Below are 24,148 nucleotides of genomic sequence, written 5' to 3'. Positions count from 1 at the left end.
TTCGGGCCCTGTGCGAGCTGGGATCGATGCACGTGCGTTACACCTGTTGCGCACGGTTTACAGGGCCCCTCCCGCAACGGGGGTGCCAGCTTGCCAAGAAGAGGCCAGAGGTTTCAGCACACGAGTGCTGGGCTACTGAGCCCGGTACACCCAACCAGATTCTGCGCACGTCAACACTGACTGGGCGCGGGAAGGACCCTGTTGCCCTGTGTCATCTCCGGACAGATCGAGGGCAACTGCAATGGCCAATTTCAGCAAGTCGGACCTTGAATTCATCCTCAAACAGATCTTCATCGCTGAGGCACACGCCGATGGCGCCAGCCTGATCGACCTGTTGCCCAACAGCCAGGTACCCTTTGGCCTGCGCACGGTGGATGGCAGCTACAACAACCTGGTCACCGGGCAGAGCGAGTTCGGCGCAGCCGACAACTCGTTCCTGCGCCTGCTCGAAGCGTCTTACCGCGCCAACTATGTCGGCACCGGCAATGTCGTCGATTCGCAACCGCGCACCATCAGCAACCTGATCGTCGACCAGACAGCCAACAACCCGGCCGCCGTCGAGGCCAACGGCGGTGCCGCGCCGGTGATGAGCCCTGGTATCGATGGCGTATTCGGCACCGCAGACGACAAGCCTGTGTTCTTCATCCCGAACGTGTCGCCAGACGCCGGGCTGACCGCCGGCTTCAACGCCTGGATGACCTTCTTCGGTCAGTTCTTCGACCACGGCCTGGACCTGGTCAGCAAGAGCAGCACCGACATCGTGTTCATCCCGCTGCGCCCGGACGACCCCCTGTTCGTGGCCGGCAGCCCGACCAACTTCATGGTGCTGTCTCGCGCCGTGCGCACCGCCGGCGCCGATGGCGTGGTGGGTACCGCCGACGATAGCCAGCCCAACACCACCTCGCCCTTTGTCGACCAGAGCCAGACCTACAGCTCGCACCCCTCGCACCAGGTGTTCCTGCGCGAATACACGGTCAACGCGGCAGGTGAGCCGGTGGCTACCGGGCGCCTGATCACCAACCGTGATCTGGGCGCCGATGGCAAGTTCGGCACCGCCGACGATGGCAACGGCGAAAGCGGTGGCATGGCTACCTGGGCGGTGGTCAAGGCCCAGGCCCGCGACTTGCTGGGTATCAACCTGACCGATGCCGACGTGCATAGCGTGCCGCTGCTGGCCACCGATGCCTACGGCAACTTCCTGCGCGGACCCAACGGCATGCCGCAGGTGGTCGTGCGCGTGAACAACGGCGCCGATGGCATTGCTGGCACCGCCGATGACGTCACCCAGCTGGTCGAGGGCGACCGCAATGCGCCGATCAGCCTGGCCAATGCCGTGAGCACCGGGCATGGCTTCCTTGACGACATCGCCCACAATGCCGCGCCCGTGGTGGTTGGGGGTGTGCTGCAGGCTGACGCCGACACCCTGGTGGGCAACGCACAGCCGGTCGGGCAGGGTGGCAACAACCTGACCTACGACAACGAATTGCTCGACGCGCACTACATCGCCGGTGACGGCCGGGTGAACGAGAACATCGGCCTGACTGCCGTGCACCATGTGTTCCACTCCGAGCATAACCGCCTGGTGCAGCAGACCAAGGACACCCTGCTGGCCGCGGGCGACCTGGCGTTCCTCAATGAGTGGTTGATCGACGACGTCACCGCCATCCCCACCACGCCTGCCGGCATCGCCGCGCTGGTGTGGGATGGCGAGCGGCTGTTCCAGGCTGCCAAGTTCGGCACCGAGATGCAGTACCAGCACCTGGTGTTCGAAGAGTTCGCCCGCACCATCCAGCCGCAGATCGATGAGTTCCTCGCCCCCAACGGCTACGACACCTCGATCAACCCGGCCATCCTCGCCGAGTTCGCCCATGTGGTGTACCGCTTCGGCCACTCGATGCTGACCGAAACCGTCGACCGCTACGACCCGGCGTTCAACCCGGTTTCTGCCGACCCGGCCAACCCCGACCAGCAGTTGGGCCTGATTGCCGCGTTCCTCAACCCGCTGGCGTTCGCCGGTAGCGGGGCCACGGCCGATGAAGCGGCGGGCGCAATCATCCGCGGTGTTACCCGCCAGGTGGGCAACGAGATCGACGAGTTCGTCACCGAAGCCCTGCGCAACAACCTGCTCGGCCTGCCACTTGACCTGCCTGCGCTGAACATCGCCCGCGGTCGTGATACCGGCATCCCCAGCCTGAACGAGGCCCGCCGCGAGTTCTATGCCGCCACCGGCGACAGCCAGCTCAAGCCCTACATCAGCTGGGTCGACTTTGCCGATCACCTCAAGCACCCGGCGTCGCTGATCAACTTCATTGCCGCCTACGGCACCCACAGCAGCATTACCGGGGCCACCACCGAGGCCGCCAAGCGCGCCGCCGCCGTGGCACTGGTACTTGGCGGAGACGGCGCCCCCCTCGACCGCCTCGACTTCCTCAACGGCACCGGTGCCTATGCCAACGTGACGCTGGCCGGCGCGGACGGCATCGCCGGCACGGCCGACGACATTGCCGGGGTGACCGTGACCGGGGTCGACGCCATCGACTTCTGGGTCGGCGGCCTGGCCGAGAAGAAAATGCCGTTTGGCGGCATGCTCGGTTCCAGCTTCAACTTTGTCTTCGAAACCCAGCTGGAAGCGCTGCAGAACGGTGACCGCTTCTACTACCTGTCGCGCACGGCGGGCATGAATTTTGGTACGGAGCTGGAAAACAACTCCTTCGCCAAGCTGATCATGGCCAACTCCGACGTCACCCACCTGTCCAACACCGTGTTCCTCACGCCCACGTTCACCCTGGAAGTGAACCAGGCCAACCAGTTCACCGGGTTGGGTGCCGACGGCAAGGCCGACCCCACTGGCGGCATCGAGATCAACGGGGTTGAAATCGTTCCGTTGGTGATCCGCGATAACCCCGATACTGTCGGGCCAGACGGCAACTTCCTGCATTACACCGGTGAAGACCATGTGGTGCTGGGTGGCACCGCTGGCAACGACATCATCATCTCCAGCGAAGGCGACGATACCCTGTATGGCGATGCCGGTGATGACCTGCTCGAAGGCGGCGCCGGCAACGACGCGGTGCTGGGCGGCGCGGGCGACGACATCATCACCGACTCGTTCGGCGACAACCGCCTTGAAGGCAATGCCGGCAACGACGTGATCGTCGCTGGTAGCATGGGGGTTGCCGGTAACCTGATCCTGGGCGGCGATGGCCAGGACTTCATCATCACCACCGAGGACATCAGCACCACCTTCGGTGGCCTGGGCGACGACTTCATCCTCGGCGCCAAGACCAACCTGCCACCTACCGGTAACGAGGGTGACGACTGGATCGAGAAGGGTACCCAGGACGGCGCACCTGGCGACAACTTCGCGCCCTTGCTGGGTGACGAAGTCATTGGCAACGACATCTTCGTCGGGGGCGGCGGCTTCGACGAAATGATCGGTGAGGGCGGCGACGATATCTTCGTCGGCAGCGATGCCCAAGACAAAATGGATGGCATGTCCGGTTTCGACTGGGTCACCAACAAGAATGACCGCGTGGGTGTCACCGTGGACCTCAGCCTGGCCGCCTTGGCTCAGCCCCATGGCAACGCGCCTAACCAGAACGCTGGCGTGTTCAACCCGGTGGGCGCTTCTCCGGCATCGATTCTGGACAGGTTCGCCGAGGTCGAAGGGGTGTCCGGTTCGGCCTACGCCGATGTGCTCAAGGGCGACGACGTCGATGCCGTGACCATTCTCAACCATGGCGGCGCCACCGGCAGTGCGCTGACCAACGTGGCGCTGATACGGGGGCTGCAGCAGTTCCTGGCGGATGCCGGCCTGCCCACCACCGGCTTTGCCACCGGCAACATCATGCTCGGCGGCAATGGCAGTGACCTGATCGAAGGCCGGGGTGGCGATGACCTGATCGATGGCGACAAGTGGCTCAACGTGCGCATCGCCGTTTACGCCCCTGGCGACGTCGACCACACCGGCCCGGAAATCGCTAGCTTCGACAGCATGGCCGACATGATTCCGTTCATGCTTGACCGCACCTACAACCCCGGTCAACTCAAGGCCGTGCGCGAAATCCTGCCCGGGACTTCGACCGGCGGGGCCGCCTTCGATACGGCAATATTCTCTGGGCTACAGAGCGAGTACGTGGTGACCCAGAACACCAAGGGCACCGCTGATGTCGCCGATGACGTCTGGACCGTGACCGACACCGTGGCCGGCCGCGATGGCGTCGATACCCTGTTGCACATCGAGCGCCTGCAGTTTGCCGATAGCCAGCGCGTACTGGTGGAGGGGGTGAACGCACAACCCACCGGCAGCCCGACCCTGCTCGACAGCAACGGCGGTGCGATTACCGTGGGTGACATGCTGACGGTGAGCGTGGCCGCCGTGCTCGACGCCGACAACATCAGTGCGGGCAACCCGACGGGCTCGCTCGCCGACCGTTCGGTGTCTTACTACTGGCAGTTCGAGGCCGACCCGGGCAGCGGTGTGTTCCAGGACATCATCCTGCTACCGGCCGGCGACCTGGCCTTCCAGAGCGCCGATGGCACTTCGTTCAAGGTGTCGCCAGACCTGGCCGGGCTGAGCCTGCGGGTCAAGGCGATCTATCAGGATGCCCATGGCACCACCGAAGTGCTGTACTCGCAGCCTACCACCGTGGTGCAACCTGGCGCGCCCGTGGTGCCGACAGTGGCCACCCCGGTGGTGGATGCCAGTGACGGCGGTGCCGGCCTGCACATGGTGCGCTCCGACCTGAACTTCATCCTCGCGCAAATCAAGATTGCCGAGGCCGATGCCGCCGGGCAGGACATCCTCTCGCTGATCCCCAACGTCCGCGCAGCCATGGGCCTGCGTGCGGTGGATGGCTCGAACAACAACCTGATGAACCTGAACGGCAACAACAACACCCAGTACGGTGCCGCCGACAACGTCTTCCCGCGCGTGACCGACCCGGTATTCAACCCGGCCGAAGGTGCGCCAGCCGGTTTCTTCGGCCCAGGTTCCCCGGCGATCCCGGGGTCGTCGTACCAGCAGACCAGCGGGCCGGTGTTCGATTCGCAGCCACGTACCATCAGCAACCTGATTGTCGACCAGACCTCCAACAACCCGGCAGCCTATGCCACCGCGTATGACCCGGGTGCCGATGGCGTGCTCAACTTCGGCGCCGCAGGCAACGACGACGTGCTCAAGGATGGCGTGCGCATCGTCGCCAGCCCGGGCATGGACGGCCAGTTCGGCACCACCGACGACCATGACGTGTACCTGTTCGAGAACACCGCTGCCGATGCCGGGCTGTCTGCGCCGTTCAACGCGTGGATGACCTTCTTCGGGCAGTTCTTCGACCATGGCCTGGACCTGGTCACCAAGGGCGGCTCCGGTACCATCTACATCCCGCTGCAACCGGATGACCCGCTGTACGTGGAGGGTGGCTTCACCAACTTCATGGTGGTAACCCGTGCCACCAACCTGCCTGGGCCGGACGGCATCCTTGGCAACGCCGACGACATCCGCGAACACACCAACACCACCACGCCGTTCGTCGACCAGAACCAGACCTACAGCTCGCATCCCTCGCACCAGGTGTTCCTGCGCGCCTATGTCATGACTGACGACGGCCCGGTCGCCACGGGCCGGTTGATCACCAATCGCGACCTGGGCGCTGATGGGCGGTTCGGCACGGCCGACGACACCGAGATCGGCGGCATGGCCACCTGGAAGGTGGTCAAGGCCCAGGCCCGCGACCTGCTCGGCATCAACCTGACCGATGCCGACGTCGACAACGTGCCGCTGCTGGCCACCGACGCCTACGGCAACTTCATCAAAGGGCCCAACGGCTACCCGATGGTGGTGATGAAAGGCCTGGACGGTATTGCCGGCACCGCTGATGACCAGGAGGTCGAAGGCAACCCGCTGGCGCCGCTCGACCTGACCAACGCCGTGCGTACCGGGCACCAGTTCCTTGCCGACATCGCCCACAATGCCGTGCCGGTGTTCAGTGGCGGCGTGCTGGCGCCGGATGCCGACAACGTTGCTGGCAATGCCGTGCCGGTCAACCCGCAGACCGGTGCCAACCTGGCCTACGACAACGAACTGCTGGACGCGCACTACATCGCCGGTGACGGCCGGGTCAACGAGAACATCGGCCTGACCGCCGTGCATGCGATTTTCCACTCCGAGCACAACCGGCTGGTGGCGCAGACCATGGACACCGTGCTCGACTCGGGTGACCTGGCCTTCCTCAACGAGTGGCTGCTCAACCCCGTCAGCGCCTTGCCAGTCACCCCGGCCGAGATCGATGCCTTGGTGTGGAATGGCGAGCGGCTGTTCCAGGCGGCCAAGTTCGGCACCGAAATGCAGTACCAGCACCTGGTGTTCGAGGAGTTCGCCCGCACCGTGCAACCTCGGGTCGACCTGTTCTTTGCCCCGACCCAGGTGTACGACGTCGACCTCGATGCCTCGATCGTGGCCGAGTTCGCCCACACCGTGTACCGCTTTGGCCACTCGATGCTGACCGAGACTGTCGACCGCTTCGACATCGACTTCAACGTCATCCAGGACCCGGCCAGCGCCAACCCCGACCAGCAACTGGGGCTGATCGCGGCCTTCCTCAACCCGCTGGCTTATGCCGCCAGTGGCGTAACCCCCGAGGACGCCACCAGCGCCATCGTGCGCGGGGTCACCCGCCAGGCCGGTAACGAAATCGACGAGTTCGTCACCGAGGCGCTGCGCAACAACCTGCTCGGCCTGCCACTGGACCTGCCAGCGATCAACATCGCCCGTGGCCGCGACGTCGGTATCCCTTCGCTGAACGCTGTGCGCCGTGAAATCTACGGGCAAACCGGCGATACCCAGCTCAAACCGTACAGCAGTTGGGTCGACCTGGTGCAACACCTGAAACATCCAGAGTCGCTGATCAACTTCATCGCGGCCTACGGCACCCACAGCACCATCACCGCTGCCACCACCCTGCTGGAAAAACGCGCCGCGGCCATGGCCTTGGTGTTCGGCGGCGATGGCGCACCCGCCGACCGCATGGACTTCCTCAACAGCAGCGGCGCCTGGGCCAATGTGACCCTGCCCGGCAAGGACGGTGTACTGGGTACTGCCGATGACCTCAAGGCAGTCACCGTGACCGGTGTCGATGCCATCGACCTGTGGATCGGCGGCCTGGCGGAAGCAAAAGCGCCATTTGGCGGCATGCTCGGCAGCACCTTCAACTTCGTGTTCGAGAACCAGATGGAGAAACTGCAGGACGGCGACCGCTTCTACTATTTGGAGCGCACCGCGGGCCTGTCGATGAATGCCGAGCTGGAAAGCAACTCGTTCGCCAAGCTGATCATGGCCAACAGCTCAGCCACCCACCTGCCAGGCCTGGTGTTCTCCGACCCTGGCTTCTACCTGGAACTGGACCAGACCAAGCAGTACAACGAGGGCCTTGGCAGCGCCGACCCACTGGGCGAAAACGGCGAGCAGGTGGTGTTCCGCGACAGCCCGCTGACGGCTGGCCCGGACACCCACTACATCCGCTATGCCGGTGCCGAGCACATCGTGCTGGGCGGCACCAACGGGGACGATATTCTGGTCTCCAGCGAAGGCGACGACACGGTCTGGGGTGATGCCGGCAACGACCGCATCGAGGGGGGTGACGGCAACGACCAGCTGCGCGGTGGGGCCGGCGACGACATCATCAGCGACATGGGCGGTGACGACAACATCCAGGGCGGTGACGGCAACGATGTGTTGCACGGCGGTAATGGCATCAACCTGATCATCGGCGGTTTCGGCAATGACTTCATCGTCACCGGTGAGGACGCCTCCGAAGCCATTGGCGGTCAGGGCAATGACTTCATCCTCGGCAGCAAGGCCAACGAGCAGGACATGGGCAACGAAGGTGACGACTGGATCGAGAAGGGCACCTCGGACGGCGCGCCTGGCGACAACTTCGACCCGCTCGGCAACGACCCGATCATCGGTAACGACGTATTTGTCGGCGGCAACGAGAACGACAAGTTCAACGGTGAAGGCGGCGACGACATCATGGTCGGCAGCCTGGGGTTCGGCGACCGTTACATTGGTGGCTCGGGCTATGACTGGGCAACCTTCAAGGACTTGGCCCAAGGCGTGTCCATCGACATGAGCGACCGCTTCTTCGATGTGCCACTGGTACCGGGTTCGGGCGCTTCGACGCTGGTGCGCTTCGACATCATGGAAGGCCTGTCGGGCTCGGCGCATGGCGACTTCCTGCGCGGCGACAGCGAAGACGCCACCTCGCTGCCTACTGCAGGTGCTAACGGCAGCGTGTTGACCAACATCAGCCTGATCGACGGCCTGGCCGGCCTGCTGGCGGCCGGGGCGACCTTCTATGACGGTGGCAACATCATCCTCGGCGGCAGCGGTAGCGACCTGCTCGAAGGCCGGGGTGGCGACGATATCCTCGACGGCGACAAGTGGCTGAACGTGCGCATCAGCGTACGCGCCAACCCTGATGGCACCGGCCCGGAAATCGCCAGCTTCAACAGCATGGAGCCGATGGTGCCGTTCATGCTCAATGGCACCTACAAGCCGGGCCAGCTGGTGATCGTGCGGGAGATCCTCAGCGGCACCGACCACTACGACACGGCGGTGTACTCTGGGGTGTCCACCGACTACAGCGTGGTGGTCGATGGCAACTCGGTGACCGTCACCGACCTGGTGGCCGGACGCGATGGCGTCGACCACCTGACCGGCATTGAGCGCCTGCAGTTCTCTGACAGTTCGCAGGCCTCTGGCGTCGGTACGGCAGTCAACGCCGGCCCCACCGGCCACCTGGCGATTCTCGATGCTACCACCGGCCTGCGCGACGATACGCCAGTCAGTGGCCAGCTGCTGAGGGTAAGCAACCTCGCCGTGCATGACGCGGACAATGTCAGCGCAACCAATGCGACCGGTGCGGTGAACGGCCCCGTGGCCTACTACTGGCAAGTCGAGGCGCTGCCGGGTTCCGGGGTTTATGAAGACATCACGGTTGTGGCCGCTGGTGAAGCGACACGGGTCACCGGTACGACCTACCGCGTCACGGACGACGTCGCCGGCCTGAACATCCGCGTGCGTGCGGTGTACCAGGATGCCAAGGGCACGCTGGAAATCGTCGATTCGACGCCGAACAGCGCGCCGAGCGCCGGGCCGACCGTGACCGGGCTGCTGGTGCAGAATCAGACGCTCACCGCCAACCCGGCCACCATCGTCGATGCCGACGGCCTGAGCAACCCTCAGTTCACCTTCCAGTGGCAGTCCAACCGGGGTGTCGGTTGGGTCAACATCGCCGGCGCCATCAGCAGCACGTTCGTCCTGACGCAGGCGCAAGTGGGGCAGAACATGCGGGTGGTGGTCAGCTACGTGGATGACTTTGGCGTGCAGGAAAGCGTCGCCTCCGACATTCTCGACCCGGTGGCCAACGTCAACGATGCGCCGACCGGTGCGTTGCTGATCAGCGACACCACGCCCGACCAAGGCCAGACGCTGACCGCGCTCACCGGCGCAATTGCCGACATCGACGGCCTGGGGGCCTTCAGCTTCCAGTGGCAGCAAGGCACCGGCGGCACCTTCACCGATATTGCCGGGGCCACGGCGGCCACCTTCACCCCCGGCTTCGCCCAGGGTAACCAGCAGCTACGGGTGATCGTGCGCTACACCGACGGCTTCGGCACCCTGGAGTCGCTGACCTCGGCGGCGACCGCTGCAGTCACCGTGCCACCGGGTGTTGTACTGGTCGGTACCAATGGAGCCAACACCCTGACCGGTGGCGCAGGCAATGACGTGATCTCGGGCTTGGGCGGCAACGACACGCTCAACGGCCTGGGCGGCAGCGACCAGCTGTTCGGTGGCATTGGCAACGACATCCTCAATGGCGGTGACGACCCTGACTTCCTCAATGGCGAGGATGGCAACGATACCCTCAACGGCGGGCTTGGCGCAGATGCCATGAACGGCGGTGCCGGCAACGATACCTTCCTGGTCGACAACGCCGGGGATACGGTCACCGAGGCACTCAATGGTGGCACGGACCAGGTGCAGACCAGCCTGGCCAGCTACACCCTTGGTGCCAACGTCGAGAACCTGACCTATACCGGCAGCAGCGCCTTTACCGGTACCGGTAACGCGCTGGCCAACACCCTCACGGGGGGGGCCGGCAACGACCTGCTCAACGGCGGTGCGGGTGCCGACCGCTTGGTGGGTGGCGTGGGCAACGACACCTATGTGGTGGATGACGCCGGGGATGTAGTGGTCGAGGCGACGGGGGCCGGTACGGACCTTGTGCGTACCACGCTGGCCAGCCACACCATGGCGGCCAACGTCGAGAACCTGGCCTATACCGGGGTGGGCAACTTCACCGGCACGGGTAACGGGCTGGCCAACATCATCGACGGTGGGGCAGGTAATGACACGCTCAGCGGCGACGGCGGTAACGATGTGCTCAGCGGCAATGCCGGCAACGACACCCTCAACGGCGACGCCGGGAACGACCAGCTGTTCGGCGGCCTGGGTGACGACCAACTGCGCGGTGGAGGGGGGGACGACAGCCTCGATGCCGGTGGCGGCAACGACACGTTGCTGGGGGAGGCCGGTAACGACAACCTGAACGGGGGCGCTGGCGATGACAGCCTGGATGGCGGCAACGGCAATGACACCCTGCAGGGCGGCGATGGTAACGACACATTGTTCGGCGACGTGGGTACCGACACCCTGATCGGGGGGGCCGGCAACGACTTCCTCAACGGTGCGGCAGGTAACGATACGGTGGTGGGTGGGGCCGGTAACGACACCCTGATAGCCACCGATGGCAACGATGTGTTCCAGTTCGCTGCAGGCTTTGGCAACGACTTGATCATCAATTTTGATGCCATTGCGGCGGGTGGCCAGGACCGGCTGGATATCACCGCCCTCAACATTACCGCAGCCACCTTTGGCGCCAGTGTGACCATCGCAGATGTTGGTGCGGACACCTTGGTAAGTATCGGTGCTGCCGACGCCATACGTTTGGTGGGGGTGGCAGATGCAACCACGGTGACCGCCGCAGACTTCATCCTGGTCGGTTGAGGGGCGCTGGGGTTAGCTGTTACGGGTACAACAGGGGGCTGCGCAGCAGCCCCTTTTTCCGCGCAAAGAGTCGCCGAATGGTTCCCCGGGCCTGTCCAGCGACCACGGCAGTTGCTTCGCGTTATACTTCGCGCCTTTTGCCCGTGCCGGAATCCGCCCATGCGCCAGGTTTTGCTCATCGTCGATGTTCAGTCCACCTTCAGCCCACCCGAGTGGCTGGTCGATGGTTTGCGGCGGTTGTCAGCGAACATTCCCACCATAGCCTCGGTCGAGTTGCACGATGAACAGGTCACGCCGTTCGAGCGCCAGCTCGGTTGGCACCCGGCGGCCGAGGACGAAAGCCTGGTCGAGGCCGACCAGGTGTTCGTCAAGCATGGCTATGGGCAAAGTGCCGAAGCTATCGACTACATCCGGCAATTGGGTGTAGAGCGGGTGCTGGTGTGTGGGTTGCAGACCGAAACCTGCGTGCTGGCCGCCGGCTTTGCCCTGTTCGATGCAGGGCTGATGCCCACGCTGGTGACAGACATGACAATAGGGTCGTCGCTGGACCGTTCGGGCAAGCTGGGTACCGACCTGTGGAAGCACCACTTCCGCCAGGTCACTACCTCGGCCGAGGTGCTGGCTGAACTGGCCGGACGCGCGTAGTGCATGCGCCGGCGGGGTCATCTTCGTTCAGGCAGAGGTGACGCGTTCAGCTGGATCGGCTCCACGCGCCTGGTGCTGTTTGCGCCTGCGGGTAAACAGCAGGCGCAACAGGGTGTTCCAGCAATAGCTCACCAGTACCCCTCCAGCGAGTGCCAGGGCCACCTCGAACAGCGGGTGCCTGAAAACATGCTCCGCCACCGACTCGAACTGGAAATGCGTCAGGTAGATATACAAGGTTGACGAAGCGATCACCGCACCTGCCCGTGCAACCAGGGCGGGTACTGGCACCGAGCGGAACCAGACAAGCGCCAGTATCGCTGGCAGGGCGATGTCGACATAGTGTGTGAGCGCTTGCCAGCCAACACCGGCAACCGCCATCAGGTCCAGCTCGCCAACCACCAGCACGGCCACCGCACTGGCCACCCATTTGCGTGAGGGCGTGTCGGCATGGTGCACGGCCATGCCCAGCACCATCACCGCCAGGAAGTGCTGGGGTACCCGGTTGAGCAGGGCACTGGCGTCGAACACGAACTGGTTGAGGAGCACATCCAGCGCTACCAGTGCACAGGCAGCGATGATCAGCCAGCGAAACGGGTCGGCAACCAGCACCTGGCGCACGCGCTTGATCGACAGCACCAGGCCAATGATCACGATCATCTGCACCAACACTTCGATGTACCAATAGTTGAACAGGCTGACCTCGCTGGCGGGGAACCAGTTGGAAACCAGCAGCAGCGATTGCCAATGCAGCCGGTCGAATACCAGCTGGATCAATGCGGTGTACAACAGTGTTGGCACCACGATGGCTGCCAGTGACCTTAGCAGCGTGCGTGCATCGCCACGCGCTTCGATGGCCTTGAGCTGAAAGCGCGCCAGGGCGATGCCGGAGACCAGGAACAGCACCGAGGTTTCGCCGAGTATCGGCCAGTGGTCGAAATCACCCAGGTGGCCGACCACAATCAGGATGATGGCGAGCATGCGGATGAACACCGGCATTTCCATTACCCGCCATACGCCTTTGGGCGGCGTACTCAGCTCGGCCAGCTGGCACACCGGCAGGGTTTCCCAACGTTCAGGCAGGTGGCCGATGAGTGCTTCGAGCACGCGCGAAGCCTGCACGAACGACAGCGAGTCGCCGCCCAGCTCGACAAAGCTCAACCTGGCGTCCAGGCGCGGTACCTGGAGGATGCGTGCCCAGGCTGTACTCAGCTTTTCGGCCAAGGGTGACAACGGTGGGCTGATACTGTCGTCAAATGCAGCAGGCAGCGCGCGTTTGTCGACTTTGCCGTTGGGGGTGAGCGGCAGGGCATCAAGGAACACGAACAGCGCCGGAACCATATAGTCAGGCAGCTGGCCGCTGAGGGCCTGGCGCAGTTCGTCAACACGGATGGCTTGCTGCGCGACGCAATAGGCCACCAGCCGGGTCGATGCACCCTCGTGGTTGGCCAGGACCACGCATTGCCCTATGTGCGGGTGACGGCAGATGGCGTTCTCGATTTCTGCCAGCTCGATGCGATGCCCCCGGATTTTCACCTGGCTGTCAGCACGCCCCAGAAAACTGGCGCTGCCATCGGCCAGGTAGGTGCCCAGGTCACCCGTGCGGTAACAGCGGTCGGCCGCGTCAGCGGTGAACGGGTTGGCGATGAATTTGGCTTCGGTCAGCCCCGCGTCGCCCCAGTATCCCCGCGACAGGTAGGGGCTGCGGATCAGGATTTCGCCTGTCTCGCCCTCGCTGACCAGCTGGTTGGCCGGGTTTATCACCAGCAATTGTGCATCGGCAATGCCTTTGCCCAAGGGCACCCGGGCAGTGTCCATTTCCGGGTCGAGGGTATGGAAAGCCATGGCCTGTGGGGTTTCGGTGGTGCCGTAGAAGTTCACATTGACGGCATTCGGTGCGATGGCGCGGACCTGCTGATACTGCGTCGGGCTGAGTGCATCGCCCCCCCAGAACAGGTAGCGCAGGTGGTCGAGAACCTGGCCGTTCAGGTGTGCGCCAGTTTCGATCAGCTTGCCCAACGGCGGGGTAAGGTGGATCACGCTCACACCGTACTGGTGAAGCCAGCTGGCCAGCCGTGAGGGGTCGGTCAGGGTCGACTGCGCCGGGCAGGCAATGGTCGCGCCAAGCGACAGTGGCGTGAACACGTCGCGGTATACCGGGTCGTGGCCCAGGCCAGAAAGCAGCGAGAAGGTGTCGGCCTGAGTGAAACCGTGCTGGCGCACATGCCAGTCGATGAAGTGCACCAGCGGTGCGTGGTGGGTAACGATGCCCTTGGGTTCACCGGTGCTGCCCGAGGTGAAGGTGATGTAGGCCGGCTGCTCAGGGCTGACAGCGGGCAGCGCGACAGGTTGGCGAGGGAAGGCCTGCAGCGCTTCAGCGGGGGCTTCAGGCACCGTGACGACCATGGGCTGGCCGACGTCGACGCTTGCCTCGGCACAGCGCAGTATCACCGCAGGCTTCAAGGTGTTGACGATTTGCTCGATACGCGCGGCTGGGTAAGCGGCGTCAGCCACGGTGAAGGCCAGGCCGGCACGCAGGCAGCCGAGCATGGCGTATACCAGGGCGGCGCTGCGGCGGCTGACGATGACCACACGATCGGTGCCGCTGGCGGCGTTTTTAACCAGAAACGCGGCAATGCCCGCGCTGATCTGCTCCAGTTGGGAGTAGCTGCAGGTTGCGTGCTGGCCAATGATGGCAATGGCCGCCGGGTAGCGGCTGGCCTGCTGGATGAATGCGTGGTGAATGGGCTGTTCGGCACGGTACTCCAGGCACAGCGTCGGGTTCGGGCGCAGGTCCGGCATGATGATCGAGTGCTCCGCAGGAACGTTGGGCTGGCTGGTAGCACAACGCTAGTGCAGGCTGGCTGATGGCGCCAACATTTGAAGGCTGCCTTGCGATAGCCGGGCAGGTCCAGGACCGCAAGCGTGCCCCCATAAAACCCTGCTAACCATACGGGTTAGCGGTTGTTCCATGGGAGCCGCCTTGCGCTGCGACATGGATTGTCACAGGCCTGGTTTTCAGGCCACATCCACAAGCACGATCTCGCTGTCCTCAATGGCGGTCACCCGCAGCACCGCTTCCTGCTCGATCGCCACGCCATCGCGCGCCTTGGCCCGCAACCCGTTGATTTCCACCAGCCCCTTGGCCGGCACCAGGTAACCCCGGCGTGCGGCATCGAAGCGGTACTCGGCGGTTTCACCCGCCCGCAGGGTGGCAGCCACCAGACGGGCATCGGTACGGATCTGCAGGCTGTCCTCGTCACCCGCGCGGCCGCTGGCCAAGGTCACGAAGCCTTCACCGCGCTCGCCTTTGGGGAACGGCCGGCTACCCCACTGCGGTGCTTCACCGGTGCGCTCCGGCACGATCCAGATCTGGAAAATTCGTGTATCGATGTCTTCCAGGTTGTACTCGCTGTGCACAATGCCGGTACCGGCGCTCATGACCTGAACATCACCGGCTTCGGTACGGCCCTTGTTGCCCAGGCTGTCCTGGTGGCTGATCGCGCCTTCACGCACATACGTGATGATTTCCATGTCGCGGTGCGGGTGCGGTGGGAAGCCGCTGCCGGCCGCGATCAGGTCGTCGTTCCAAACCCGCAGGTTACCCCAGTGCATGCGTGCCGGGTCGTAGTACTCGGCAAACGAGAAATGGTGGTGGGCATCGAGCCAGCCATGGTTGGCGTGGCCGAGGCTTTCGAAGGGTCGCAGTTGCAGCATGGTCGTGCTCCTTGAATCAGTGGAATGACGCCATGATGCGCTAAAGAAACATCGAAAATAAGCGTAAATATCGGCTTAAAACAATCTGTTTTATAGATGCTTTTTATGTGGCGTTTTATTCGCTTCATCGCCTAATCCACTGATCTGCAAGCATTCGCTGGCGATTTTTCGTCGATGCGGCGAACATGCCTGCTGTTTTGATTTTCAACGGAGTGACCGTGGCCCACGAGCAACCCTTGGCCCCCGCCGACCTTACCCCTCCTGCCCAGTTGCCCTGGTTTCGCCGCCTGGCCGCCCGCTTGCTGGGGCGTGGCCTGACCCGCCTGCAAGCCCAGCACCGCGACTCGTGGTTCCTCGGCCACGCCACAGGCCAGCGCACTGGCCATGCCGATGGTGTGCGTGAGGGGTTCGAGCGTGGTCGCGTGGAGGGCTATGAAGCGGGGCGCCAGGTGCTGGTGATCCGCGATACGCGCCCCGACAGCGCCGCCGTGCCAGGCCAGGATGACAACTTGTTCGACGACTGGCGCCTGCCGTTGACGGCCGAGTTGAAAAAGCGCTTCAAGGCCGATGTCGCCCAGCGCCTGCCCGCCGAAGCCCAGCCCAGCGCCGCGCAATGGAAGCTGATCTTCAGTGACACCCCGTCTACCTGCGTGGTGGCAGGCGCCGGGGCAGGCAAGTCCACGTCGCTGGTGCTGCGTATCCTGCTGCTGCGTCATTACCTGGGTTACGAGCTGGATGCGATGACCGTGGTCACCTTCACCCGCGAGTCGCGCAAGGACTTCATCAAGCGCCTGCTGCAGGTGTTCGCCCTGTGGCAGATCAACCTGCAGCCTGCGCAGGCCCGCGAGCTGGTGCGCACGTTCCATTCGCGCATTCTGCCGCTGGTGCGCAGCCTGCCAGGCTTCGGCCAGGTGCGTGCATTTGAAACACTGGGCCACGAGATGCCTGCCGGGCGTGAGGCCGAGGCCGACAGCAACCCGTTCGACCTGCGCCTGAACGATGCCCAGCGCCAGCAGTTGAACCAGTGCTACAGCAGCTTGCTGGGCGAGAGCCCGCGTTTTGCCGAGCTGGTCGGCCAGTTGCGCAGCGAAGCCTTGCAACTGAAGCCGCTGGACCCGAACAACCCCGATGTGCAGAAGCGCGCACAGGTGACCCAATTGGCCGCCCAGCGCGACGAAGAACTGTGCGACGTGATCGAGGACCTGTGGTTCGCCGCTGGCGTCTGGCCGATCAAGGGCATCGAGCCCTGCCGCGAAACGGTCGACATCCGTGGCAGCCGCTTCCATGTGCATGGCCGCCTGGAAGGCCAGGGGCCTTTGGTGGTGCTGGGCTTCGACCCCGCACAAAGCGCGCAGTACCAGCGCCCCGGCGCCAAGCTGACCGTGCGTGCCGAGTGGGCGGTCAAGCGCACACTGTTGCAGGCGTTCTGCGACAGGCCGCTGATCTGGCTCGACAACTACGCCATGGCCAGGCGCCTGGCGGCATCGTTGGCGGGCGATGCCGTGGCCGGCCCTGGCTTCGAGTACAAGGTCAAGGGCGAACTGGCCCCGGCGCCGCTGCTGGATGCGTTCGTCAGTGCGGCCAATTTCATCGAGAACCTTGGGTTGGAGGTGAACAAAGCGGTGGCGGCGATGAGCTTTCCGTCCGGCGACAGCGATGCACTGTTCTTCGAGGCCTTGGCGCTGTACTGGAAAGCCCTGGAAGCGCACCTGCTGGACCAGTCGCCGCCGGTGATGAGCTACAACCGCATGTTCGCCCTGTTTGGCGAGAACAACCCAGAAAACCTGCACTTGCTGCCCGATCCATTGCTGCGGCCGCTGGCGCACCTGATGATCGACGAGTTCCAGGACGTGTCGCCACAGATCGTCAGTTGGTTGCGTGCCAGCCTCGCCGAAATACGGCGCCGCGGCCCGGCCATGCACACCGGGCGCCATGCCCAGCATTCGTCGTTGCTGTGCGTGGGGGACGACTGGCAATCGATCTACGGCTGGCGTGGCAGCTCGCCCAAGTATTTCATGGAGTTCACCAAGGCGTTCCCGTCGCCGGCCAACACGCGGGTGATGCTGATCGACAACTACCGATGCCAGCAACAGGTGATCGATGCGGCCGAGCACCTGGTCAAGGGCACCCCGGCGATTGCCGGCAAGAAAGCCCGCGCCAGTGGCCCGGCGGCTGAGTTGCCCGGCTCGCCGGTCAAGGTGTTCGACCGTGACGAGGCTGCACTGGGCGAAACGCTTGTCGAGCACTATCAGCGGGGTGAGACGGTCATGATGCTGTACCGCAAGGGCAGTGACCGGGCCTTGATGAACGAGCACCTGCAAAGCGTGTTGCACGCCGACGCGGCGCTTCCGGCCGAGCAGCGCCGGCTGCGCCAGCTGACCTACCACAGTGCCAAGGGTTTGCAGGCCGATGCGGTGTTCATGCTGGGTGACTGCCAGTACCTGACCAGCTCACCCTACAAGAACCAGGTATACCGTCAGGCCGGGTTGGGCAAGGCAGGTGATGCCCAACCGTTCGACTCGGCACAGAAGGAAGAAGTGCAGCGCTTGGCCTACGTGGCGGTGACCCGCGCAGTGCAGCACTGTTATTGGCACGTGGAGACCGCCAGCGGTGACGCCGCAGCGGCCCCACGGGCGTCCAGCCAGGTGGACGGCAAGCAGGCCTTCTTCGAAGACCTGCGCGGGCAGTGAGTGGGGTTCAGCGGCCGATTGTTTGCGTCTGGCGGGTGAGGCTGATCAGCAGACCGGTTTCAACCTGCTGCTGCTCGGCAGTCAGCGCGTCCACGCCCTGGCGATACTGCTGCTCGTTGAGCACGACGCGCCGCAGCCTGCCCTCAGCATCCACCGGGCTTTCGGGCATGACCCTGGCCAAGGCTCGTCGCACAGAGCTGTCCAGTGATGTCACTGGGTCGGCGGTTTCATCCAGGCAGTAATAGAGGTAGTCAAGGCCTGGCCGCCAGAAGTCGGTGATCAGGCTGAACTGTGCCGCATGCTCTCGTTTCAAGTACTCGACCCAGCCAGGCTGCTGGGTCAACCATTGCTCTCGAGCGATGGCATCCTTGTCCAGGGAACGGACCGCAGCTTTCACCATTTCGATGATTGTGTCGTTGATTCTGGCCGTATTGCGGTACAGCATGCCTCGGCTCGGCTCAGGGTAGTCCAGCGCGCTGGCCAACGACTGGCGCAAGGCCAAACGTACCTCGACATCGTCCACCAGCCCCGTTTGAAGTTCGCTGTCTGGAAAGGCTGAGGGGTCGTCCAGCTCATCGTAGGGGGGGAGGTTTTCATCGAAGGCCCCGTCGAGCAGCGCCTGTTTGCGCAAGGACCTTCTCCAGCTGATGCGATCGGCCAGTTGATTGACCTGACTGCGTCGATACAACTTGCCATACAGGCTCAGTAGATCAGCGGGTCGACTACCGGCGACGGCTGCCGCTTCGTGGGCCAGCACTTCTATCTCCAAGGCACTGAATGCGTCGGCACCTGCGTCGCCACAGGTTGGCGGGAAGTCGCCGGCCACGGTGGCGAGGCGTTCACGCAGCGCGGTGTCGCGGGCCGCGTCATCCAACAGCTTCCAGACGCGTGCCCTCAGGGCCTCGCCATCACGCTGCGCTTCTGCCGATTGGGCAAGACGTTCGAGTACGCCCAGCAGCGCTGCGTTTTCACCTTGGTCGAACAGGTCGCTCCACAGTTGCTCTTCGGCACTGCTCGCCTCGCCACGGAAAATGCCCTGCCACAGTGGCACGTCTTCTGCGTGCTCGAATACGTTCACGCCGCTGCTGCCCAGGCGTGCACGTGTCTGGGCTTCCAGGGTGTTGTAGTTGAACAGCCAGCGGCGCTCCGGCAAGTGCGCGGCGACATCGCGGGCAAACGGGGTACGCAGCACACCAGGCAGGTCTGGCAGGGTACGAATGCGGTTGGACGACAGGTTCAGGTAGCGCAGTTGGTACTGGGGCTGGCTCATCAGGACGGTCAGGCTGTCGGGCCACTGCTGCAGTTCGCAACGCTCAAGCTCCAGGTGGACAAGACGGGCCATGAAGCGCAGGTCGGGCGCCAGTTGCAGTGGGTTGCCTGAAAGGTGCAGTACAGTGGGGTGGATCATGTCCTGGAACTGGGCGGCAAGGCTTTCGTCAAGTGTGATTTGATTGTGGCCCAGGCCGAGGGCATCCAGGGGCAAGCGCGTCAGGAAGCCTAAACTGTTGGTGTCAAGTTGCAGCCGGTTGCGGCTGAGCCAGAGTAGCCGTAGGCCGGGCATAGCCCCGATGGCCTGTTGGGCGGTGGGTGAAAGGGTGGTCAAGCCATTGTCTGTCAGGCCCAGCTCGCGTAGCCGTGGTGCCGACCTGAGCGCCTCGAACAATGTTTCGGCATCGATGTCCGGGTTACCGATGATTTCCAGGGTTTCCAGGTTAGGGAAGTTTGCCAGGAAGCTGCCCTCCAGGCGCCGCATCTGTAACCCCTCGAGCCTGAGATTGCGGATATGCGGCATGCGTGCAGTGAAAGCGGGTAGCGCTTCGAGCTGCATACGGTCCAGTACCAGTGTTTTGGCGTGCGCGCCGCCTTCACGGCGGGAAGCACTCATCAATCGCTCGGTGCATTGCTGGCGATCAAAGCGCTCTTCAAGGGTGCGGGCGGTGCTTACCCAGCGGTTGAGATCCCGGTTGAGGGTACGCTGCTCGACCTCCAGCCGGTTGATGGCGCTACCCAGGTCACCTCCTCGAGCCAGTTCGGCTTGTAGCCCACTGATTTGCTCGCTGTTGAGTTCGGGGTAGAGCGCCCGGAGTCGACGTGCAGCCGGCAAGGCTCGTCCTTGCAGGCCACGGCCGCTCAGAGGATAGCCCAGCTGGCCGTTGGCCAACCGCAAAGGGGAGCGGAACCTGGGGTTGATGGGTTGCTGGCCGATCAGTGAGGCGCAGTGCTGGCGATCGTCAAGGGCAAGTTGCAGCAACCGGGCCGGGTCAGCCTGCGGGTGCGCGGCTTGCAGCGCCTGTTTGATGCGTAGACTGTCGTCGTTGGCCAGGCTAGGCCTGAACAGGCCGAGGAGGGCGCGGTCAAGCCGCGCTCGAGCTTGCAGAAGGCGCGCTTCCTCGGCAATGCGAAGCGGCACCCGGCCGTTGGTCAGGCGTTCCCGTTCGGCGTTGCTGATGTTGCCAAGCAATGCTTCAAGCGCGCTGTCCGGCAGCCCAGGAAACTGCCGGGCGAGGGTTTGTGCGGTTGCTGGGCGTGTGGGACGGTGCCTTTGTTGCAGGCTCTCAAACAGCGCTTCGCGGTGCTGTTCCAGGTGTTGCGCAAGCTTGTTGTTCAGTGCGGACGATCGGTGCTCGGTTGGTGTGTCACCGAGCAAATGCCTGATGGCTTGTTCATCCATCTGATCCAGCACGGTCTGGCTCAATTGGCCATTGTCCAGGTCGGTACGGGTAATTTCGATTTCTGTCTGGCCCAGCGTGTGAGGGGGGCCGTAGTGCACAGATTCGCCCCAGGGTTCTGGCCCTTGGTAAACCTTGAGCACGTTCCCCTCGGGCCACCCCGGCAGGCGCAGCAACTCAGGCAAGGCAAAGTTCTTGTACGCAGCCAGCGGCAACCCATGGCGTACGCAGTTGATGATTTGTTGTGTCTGATTGTCCAGTTGCAACCGCTGCAGCGTGTCGATCAACAAAGCGGGTGGACGCAGGCCCGTTGCCTGGGTGCGGCGCAGCACGTCTGGATCGGTACCGGTACTGCGCATGGCATGGTCCAGTTCGCTGTCGTCCAGGCCTGCACTATGGCTGCCGAGGCGGCGCGCGAGCTGTTCGCGGTCCCATTCCAGAGGCTGTTCATGGGCCAGTTGCCAGCGGGCGTTACCCTGATGCAGCAAGCGTGGGGCATAGGCCTGCGCGTCATCGGGGTGGCGCACGCGCCATTGCTGATCAGTGCCCTGAAACACCTCGTACAGGGTCCCATCCAGCTTCAGGTAGGTCTTCCCATCGACGTGTACATGGCCGAGCAGATCGGGTTGAGCCCCCTCAGGAATAGCCGCCGTGCTCGCATAGGGTTTCATGTCGGGGTGCCAGAGCACCTCCTTGTCTTCATGCCATACACTTTTCAGTGCATCGACAAAGCCAGACGCCTGGACGATCCTGGTGCCCACTGCAAAGCCGGCAATCACGCCCGCGTTGATGGCCAGCGATTCCAACTGCGCCAGTGCCTGCCGGGTATCACCTTCTTCCCAGGCCTCGAACCCGGTGAAAACAGAGCTCATCAGGTCGTAAGCAAAAACGCCTAGCATGACCGTGTTCAAACCCGGCACGAAGAACGCGGCGACATTCAGCACGTTCATCCCCAGGTCGAACCAGTACTTCAGACGCTCATTGCGGGCGTTGGCGTCGACTTCGGCGGTAGGCACAGCAATGGTTTTTGCGTCGGCCTTCATGCGCGCAAGGTGTGCGTTGTACAAGGACGTCCAAGGGTCGGTCCTGATGGGCGAGAGCGTAAAAGGGATCACTGGCATGATGCGGGGTTTGCGTATGCCCGCTTCATCCTCTTCGAACAGCGCGATTTCCAGCTTTAGGGCGAGTTCTTTTTGCCTGTCCTTGTAGGCGAAATGCACCAAAGCGCGGCGAAACTCGCTTTGCAATAGCCGGCTGCGCAGGTGCTTGCCCGCTTCCTGACGAGAAGCGAACTCTCTTACCGGGTGCTCGCTGTCGCCAGGGATATACACAATGCAGGGGTTCTTGCGGTAAGGGTTGTCTGGCCCGATGAACAGTATTTCGTGGACGGGGGTATCGAACAGGTTGAAGTGCCAGCAATGCAACGCCTCGTTTTCATAGGTGGGGTGAGGCTTGCCGTCGCACAGTTGCCCAAGCGCATCGAGCCCGGCCTCGCTCAGCAGGCCTTTGAGCTTGGCGATCAATGCCTGGACCCTCAAGGCCTCACGGTTCGCTGCAATTGACAGGCGCTGGATTTCAGCGCGATTGGCGCCTTCATGGGTTGCAAGCAAATGGTCTTGATAGCGTTTGCCAAGGTCCAGTGCCCGACAATGTCTGACGAAGTCCGCCATCGTCAGGCCTGCCAGGGGCGTGTCGCTGCCAGCGGCGTTGGTGAGCCTGCTGTAAGGACCGACTTCGTCCAGCCCCTCGAAGTTGTGCAGGGCAGCCTCCAGCAAACTGCGTGTTTGCGGCTGGCCGACGGGGCGGGTGGCCAGCACGTCCGCTTCCACGTCCGGGACCAAAGGCGTTTCCACATCGGGAACGCCAACCCAGATGTTGGCCTCTGACTCAAAGGGCTGGAACACATACTGCGCCCTGTCTACGGGTACATTCAGCTTCAACCGCTCAGTCAACAGAGGGCCGCAGAACGCGATGATGTCCTTGAACTCGCCTAGCGCCTGCTTGACCTGCGCCAGCCGTTTGTTACGGGTTTGCAACGCGTTGTGCAACTGCTCACGCATTGGCCCATCGGCAGTGGCATACCACGAGTAAGGGGTGCCATCTTCATCGAGGTACTCCTTGTACAGGCTCTGCACCACTTTGCGCGTATGCGTGGGTTGGAGCGCCTTGCTCCATTTCGGTAACGATCGGGTTATCTGGCTTTGATGTAACGGTGTCGGGGTTGTCATGGTCACCATCTCTTTTGTGGGGGGAGACAGTCCACGCTGATCAAGGCGCCGGGGTGCGGTAGATAGTTGTTGGCAGCAGTCGGTCCTGCGTATGCGCGGGTCGGTGGGGGGCTGGCAGCGAGGGAGCATCTGCGAGAGGGTGAGGCAGGCCATGGTGCAGGCTTCAGCCAAGGAGAATTGCAATGCGTTCGCTGTGCAGTCCGAAAGACCACCTGCTAGACCTCGATGGCGTTGAAATTGCGGTTCGAACCTGGGGGGCAGAAGACGGTATTCCCATATTGGCCTTGCATGGCTGGCTGGATAACGCTGCCTCGTTCGAGCGCCTGGCACCGATGCTGGACGGCTGCTTCGTGGTGGCCCCCGACCTGATCGGCCATGGCCGTTCTGGGCATCGTCGCCACGACAGCGGCTATTACCTGTGGGAGCATGCCGAAGACATGTTGGCGGTGACCGACAGCCTGGGCCTGGCGCAATTTCATGTGCTGGCCCATGGGATGGGCACCGGTATAGCGTCGCTGCTGGCGGCCATGACCAGTGGCATTGCCAGCATGACCTTCCTCGACGGCATGGGGGCACCGTTCACGGTGGCCGAGGATGACCGCGTGCAGCACCTGGCGCGGGCTTACCGGCTCAAGCGCATGGTACAGCGTAGCCAGTTGCCGGGTTTTGCCGAGCCGGATGTTGGTCGCTTCGACGACCTGGACACCGCCCTGGCACAACGCCGCGAGCGGCTGGACACCGAACTGTCGGAAGGTGCCGCTCGGCTGCTGGCGCTGCGCGACCTGCTGCAGCTGGACGATGGCTATTGCTGGCGCCACGACCCGCGGCTGGTATTGCCCGAACCCATGCCCCTGACCGAGCGCGAAGCCTGCGACCTGCTCAGTCAGATCCGCTGCCCGTTGTACCTGCTGTTCGGCCGCCAGGGGGCCTTCACCGGCGAGGCCTTTACCCGGCGTCAGGCCGCCTTGCCCAGCCAGGCGAAAGTCTCCTGGCACCCAGGCGGGCACCACTTCCACCTGGATGCGCCGGACCGGGCGCTGGTCGACCAGTTGCTGCGTATCCTGACGCGCCATGAAGGGGGCGTTCTGCAACGCTTGGTGAACGAGTAGCTGATTCTGGTCACGCCGCGTGAAC

The 24,148-nt window shown here is 63.6% G+C and carries 7 protein-coding genes; 4 read left to right on the top strand and 3 right to left on the bottom strand.

The window, feature by feature from the left end:
* Nucleotides 1–241 precede the first annotated feature (241 nt).
* Both I8746_RS04210 and I8746_RS04205 read left to right on the top strand, forming a co-directional pair.
* On the top strand, nt 242–11,068 hold the full coding sequence (locus I8746_RS04210; protein ID WP_221100188.1) for a peroxidase family protein: 10,827 nt from the start codon (nt 242–244) through the stop codon (nt 11,066–11,068).
* 159 nt (nt 11,069–11,227) lie between these two features.
* Nucleotides 11,228–11,713, top strand: a complete 486-nt coding sequence (locus I8746_RS04205) for an isochorismatase family protein (protein ID WP_003250798.1) — start codon at nt 11,228–11,230, stop codon at nt 11,711–11,713.
* 27 nt (nt 11,714–11,740) lie between these two features.
* Here the strand turns inward: I8746_RS04205 and I8746_RS04200 are convergent, their stop codons facing one another.
* Nucleotides 11,741–14,512, bottom strand: a complete 2,772-nt coding sequence (locus I8746_RS04200; protein WP_221100187.1) for an amino acid adenylation domain-containing protein — start codon at nt 14,510–14,512, stop codon at nt 11,741–11,743.
* Nucleotides 14,513–14,728: 216 nt separating this feature from the next.
* The gene (locus tag I8746_RS04195; protein WP_014753512.1) at nt 14,729–15,427 is read right to left on the bottom strand and encodes a pirin family protein; all 699 of its coding nucleotides are present in this window, start codon (nt 15,425–15,427) and stop codon (nt 14,729–14,731) included.
* A gap of 185 nt (nt 15,428–15,612) precedes the next feature.
* Here I8746_RS04195 and I8746_RS04190 point away from each other — a divergent pair, with 185 nt between their 5' ends.
* Nucleotides 15,613–18,117: a UvrD-helicase domain-containing protein gene (locus I8746_RS04190; RefSeq protein ID WP_012052824.1), complete on the top strand. Its 2,505-nt coding sequence runs from the start codon at nt 15,613–15,615 to the stop codon at nt 18,115–18,117.
* A 7-nt stretch (nt 18,118–18,124) separates the two neighbouring features.
* On the opposite strand, the gene I8746_RS04185 is transcribed toward I8746_RS04190, so the two are convergent.
* Nucleotides 18,125–23,014, bottom strand: a complete 4,890-nt coding sequence (locus I8746_RS04185) for an NEL-type E3 ubiquitin ligase domain-containing protein (RefSeq protein ID WP_311044807.1) — start codon at nt 23,012–23,014, stop codon at nt 18,125–18,127.
* A 182-nt stretch (nt 23,015–23,196) separates the two neighbouring features.
* Between I8746_RS04185 and I8746_RS04180 the strand changes: the two genes are divergently transcribed.
* Nucleotides 23,197–24,123 (top strand): alpha/beta fold hydrolase, encoded by a 927-nt coding sequence (locus I8746_RS04180; protein ID WP_003250808.1) that lies wholly within the window; start codon nt 23,197–23,199, stop codon nt 24,121–24,123.
* Nucleotides 24,124–24,148: the final 25 nt, after the last annotated feature.

The organism is Pseudomonas sp. USTB-Z (assembly GCF_019691255.1).
GTDB lineage: Bacteria > Pseudomonadota > Gammaproteobacteria > Pseudomonadales > Pseudomonadaceae > Aquipseudomonas > Aquipseudomonas alloputida.
Note: the sequence above shows the minus strand (reverse complement) of the source record. Positions and strands in the feature narration are given on the sequence as shown.

Excerpts from the sequence above, each read along its gene's own strand:
- I8746_RS04205 (WP_003250798.1), top strand. The coding sequence starts at position 11,228 with ATGCGCCAGGTTTTGCTCATCGTCGATGTTCAGTCCACCTTCAGCCCA.
- I8746_RS04185 (WP_311044807.1), bottom strand. The coding sequence starts at position 23,014 with ATGACAACCCCGACACCGTTACATCAAAGCCAGATAACCCGATCGTTA.
- I8746_RS04200 (WP_221100187.1), bottom strand. The coding sequence starts at position 14,512 with ATGCCGGACCTGCGCCCGAACCCGACGCTGTGCCTGGAGTACCGTGCC.
- I8746_RS04210 (WP_221100188.1), top strand. The coding sequence starts at position 242 with ATGGCCAATTTCAGCAAGTCGGACCTTGAATTCATCCTCAAACAGATC.
- I8746_RS04190 (WP_012052824.1), top strand. The coding sequence starts at position 15,613 with ATGCCTGCTGTTTTGATTTTCAACGGAGTGACCGTGGCCCACGAGCAA.
- I8746_RS04180 (WP_003250808.1), top strand. The coding sequence starts at position 23,197 with ATGCGTTCGCTGTGCAGTCCGAAAGACCACCTGCTAGACCTCGATGGC.
- I8746_RS04195 (WP_014753512.1), bottom strand. The coding sequence starts at position 15,427 with ATGCTGCAACTGCGACCCTTCGAAAGCCTCGGCCACGCCAACCATGGC.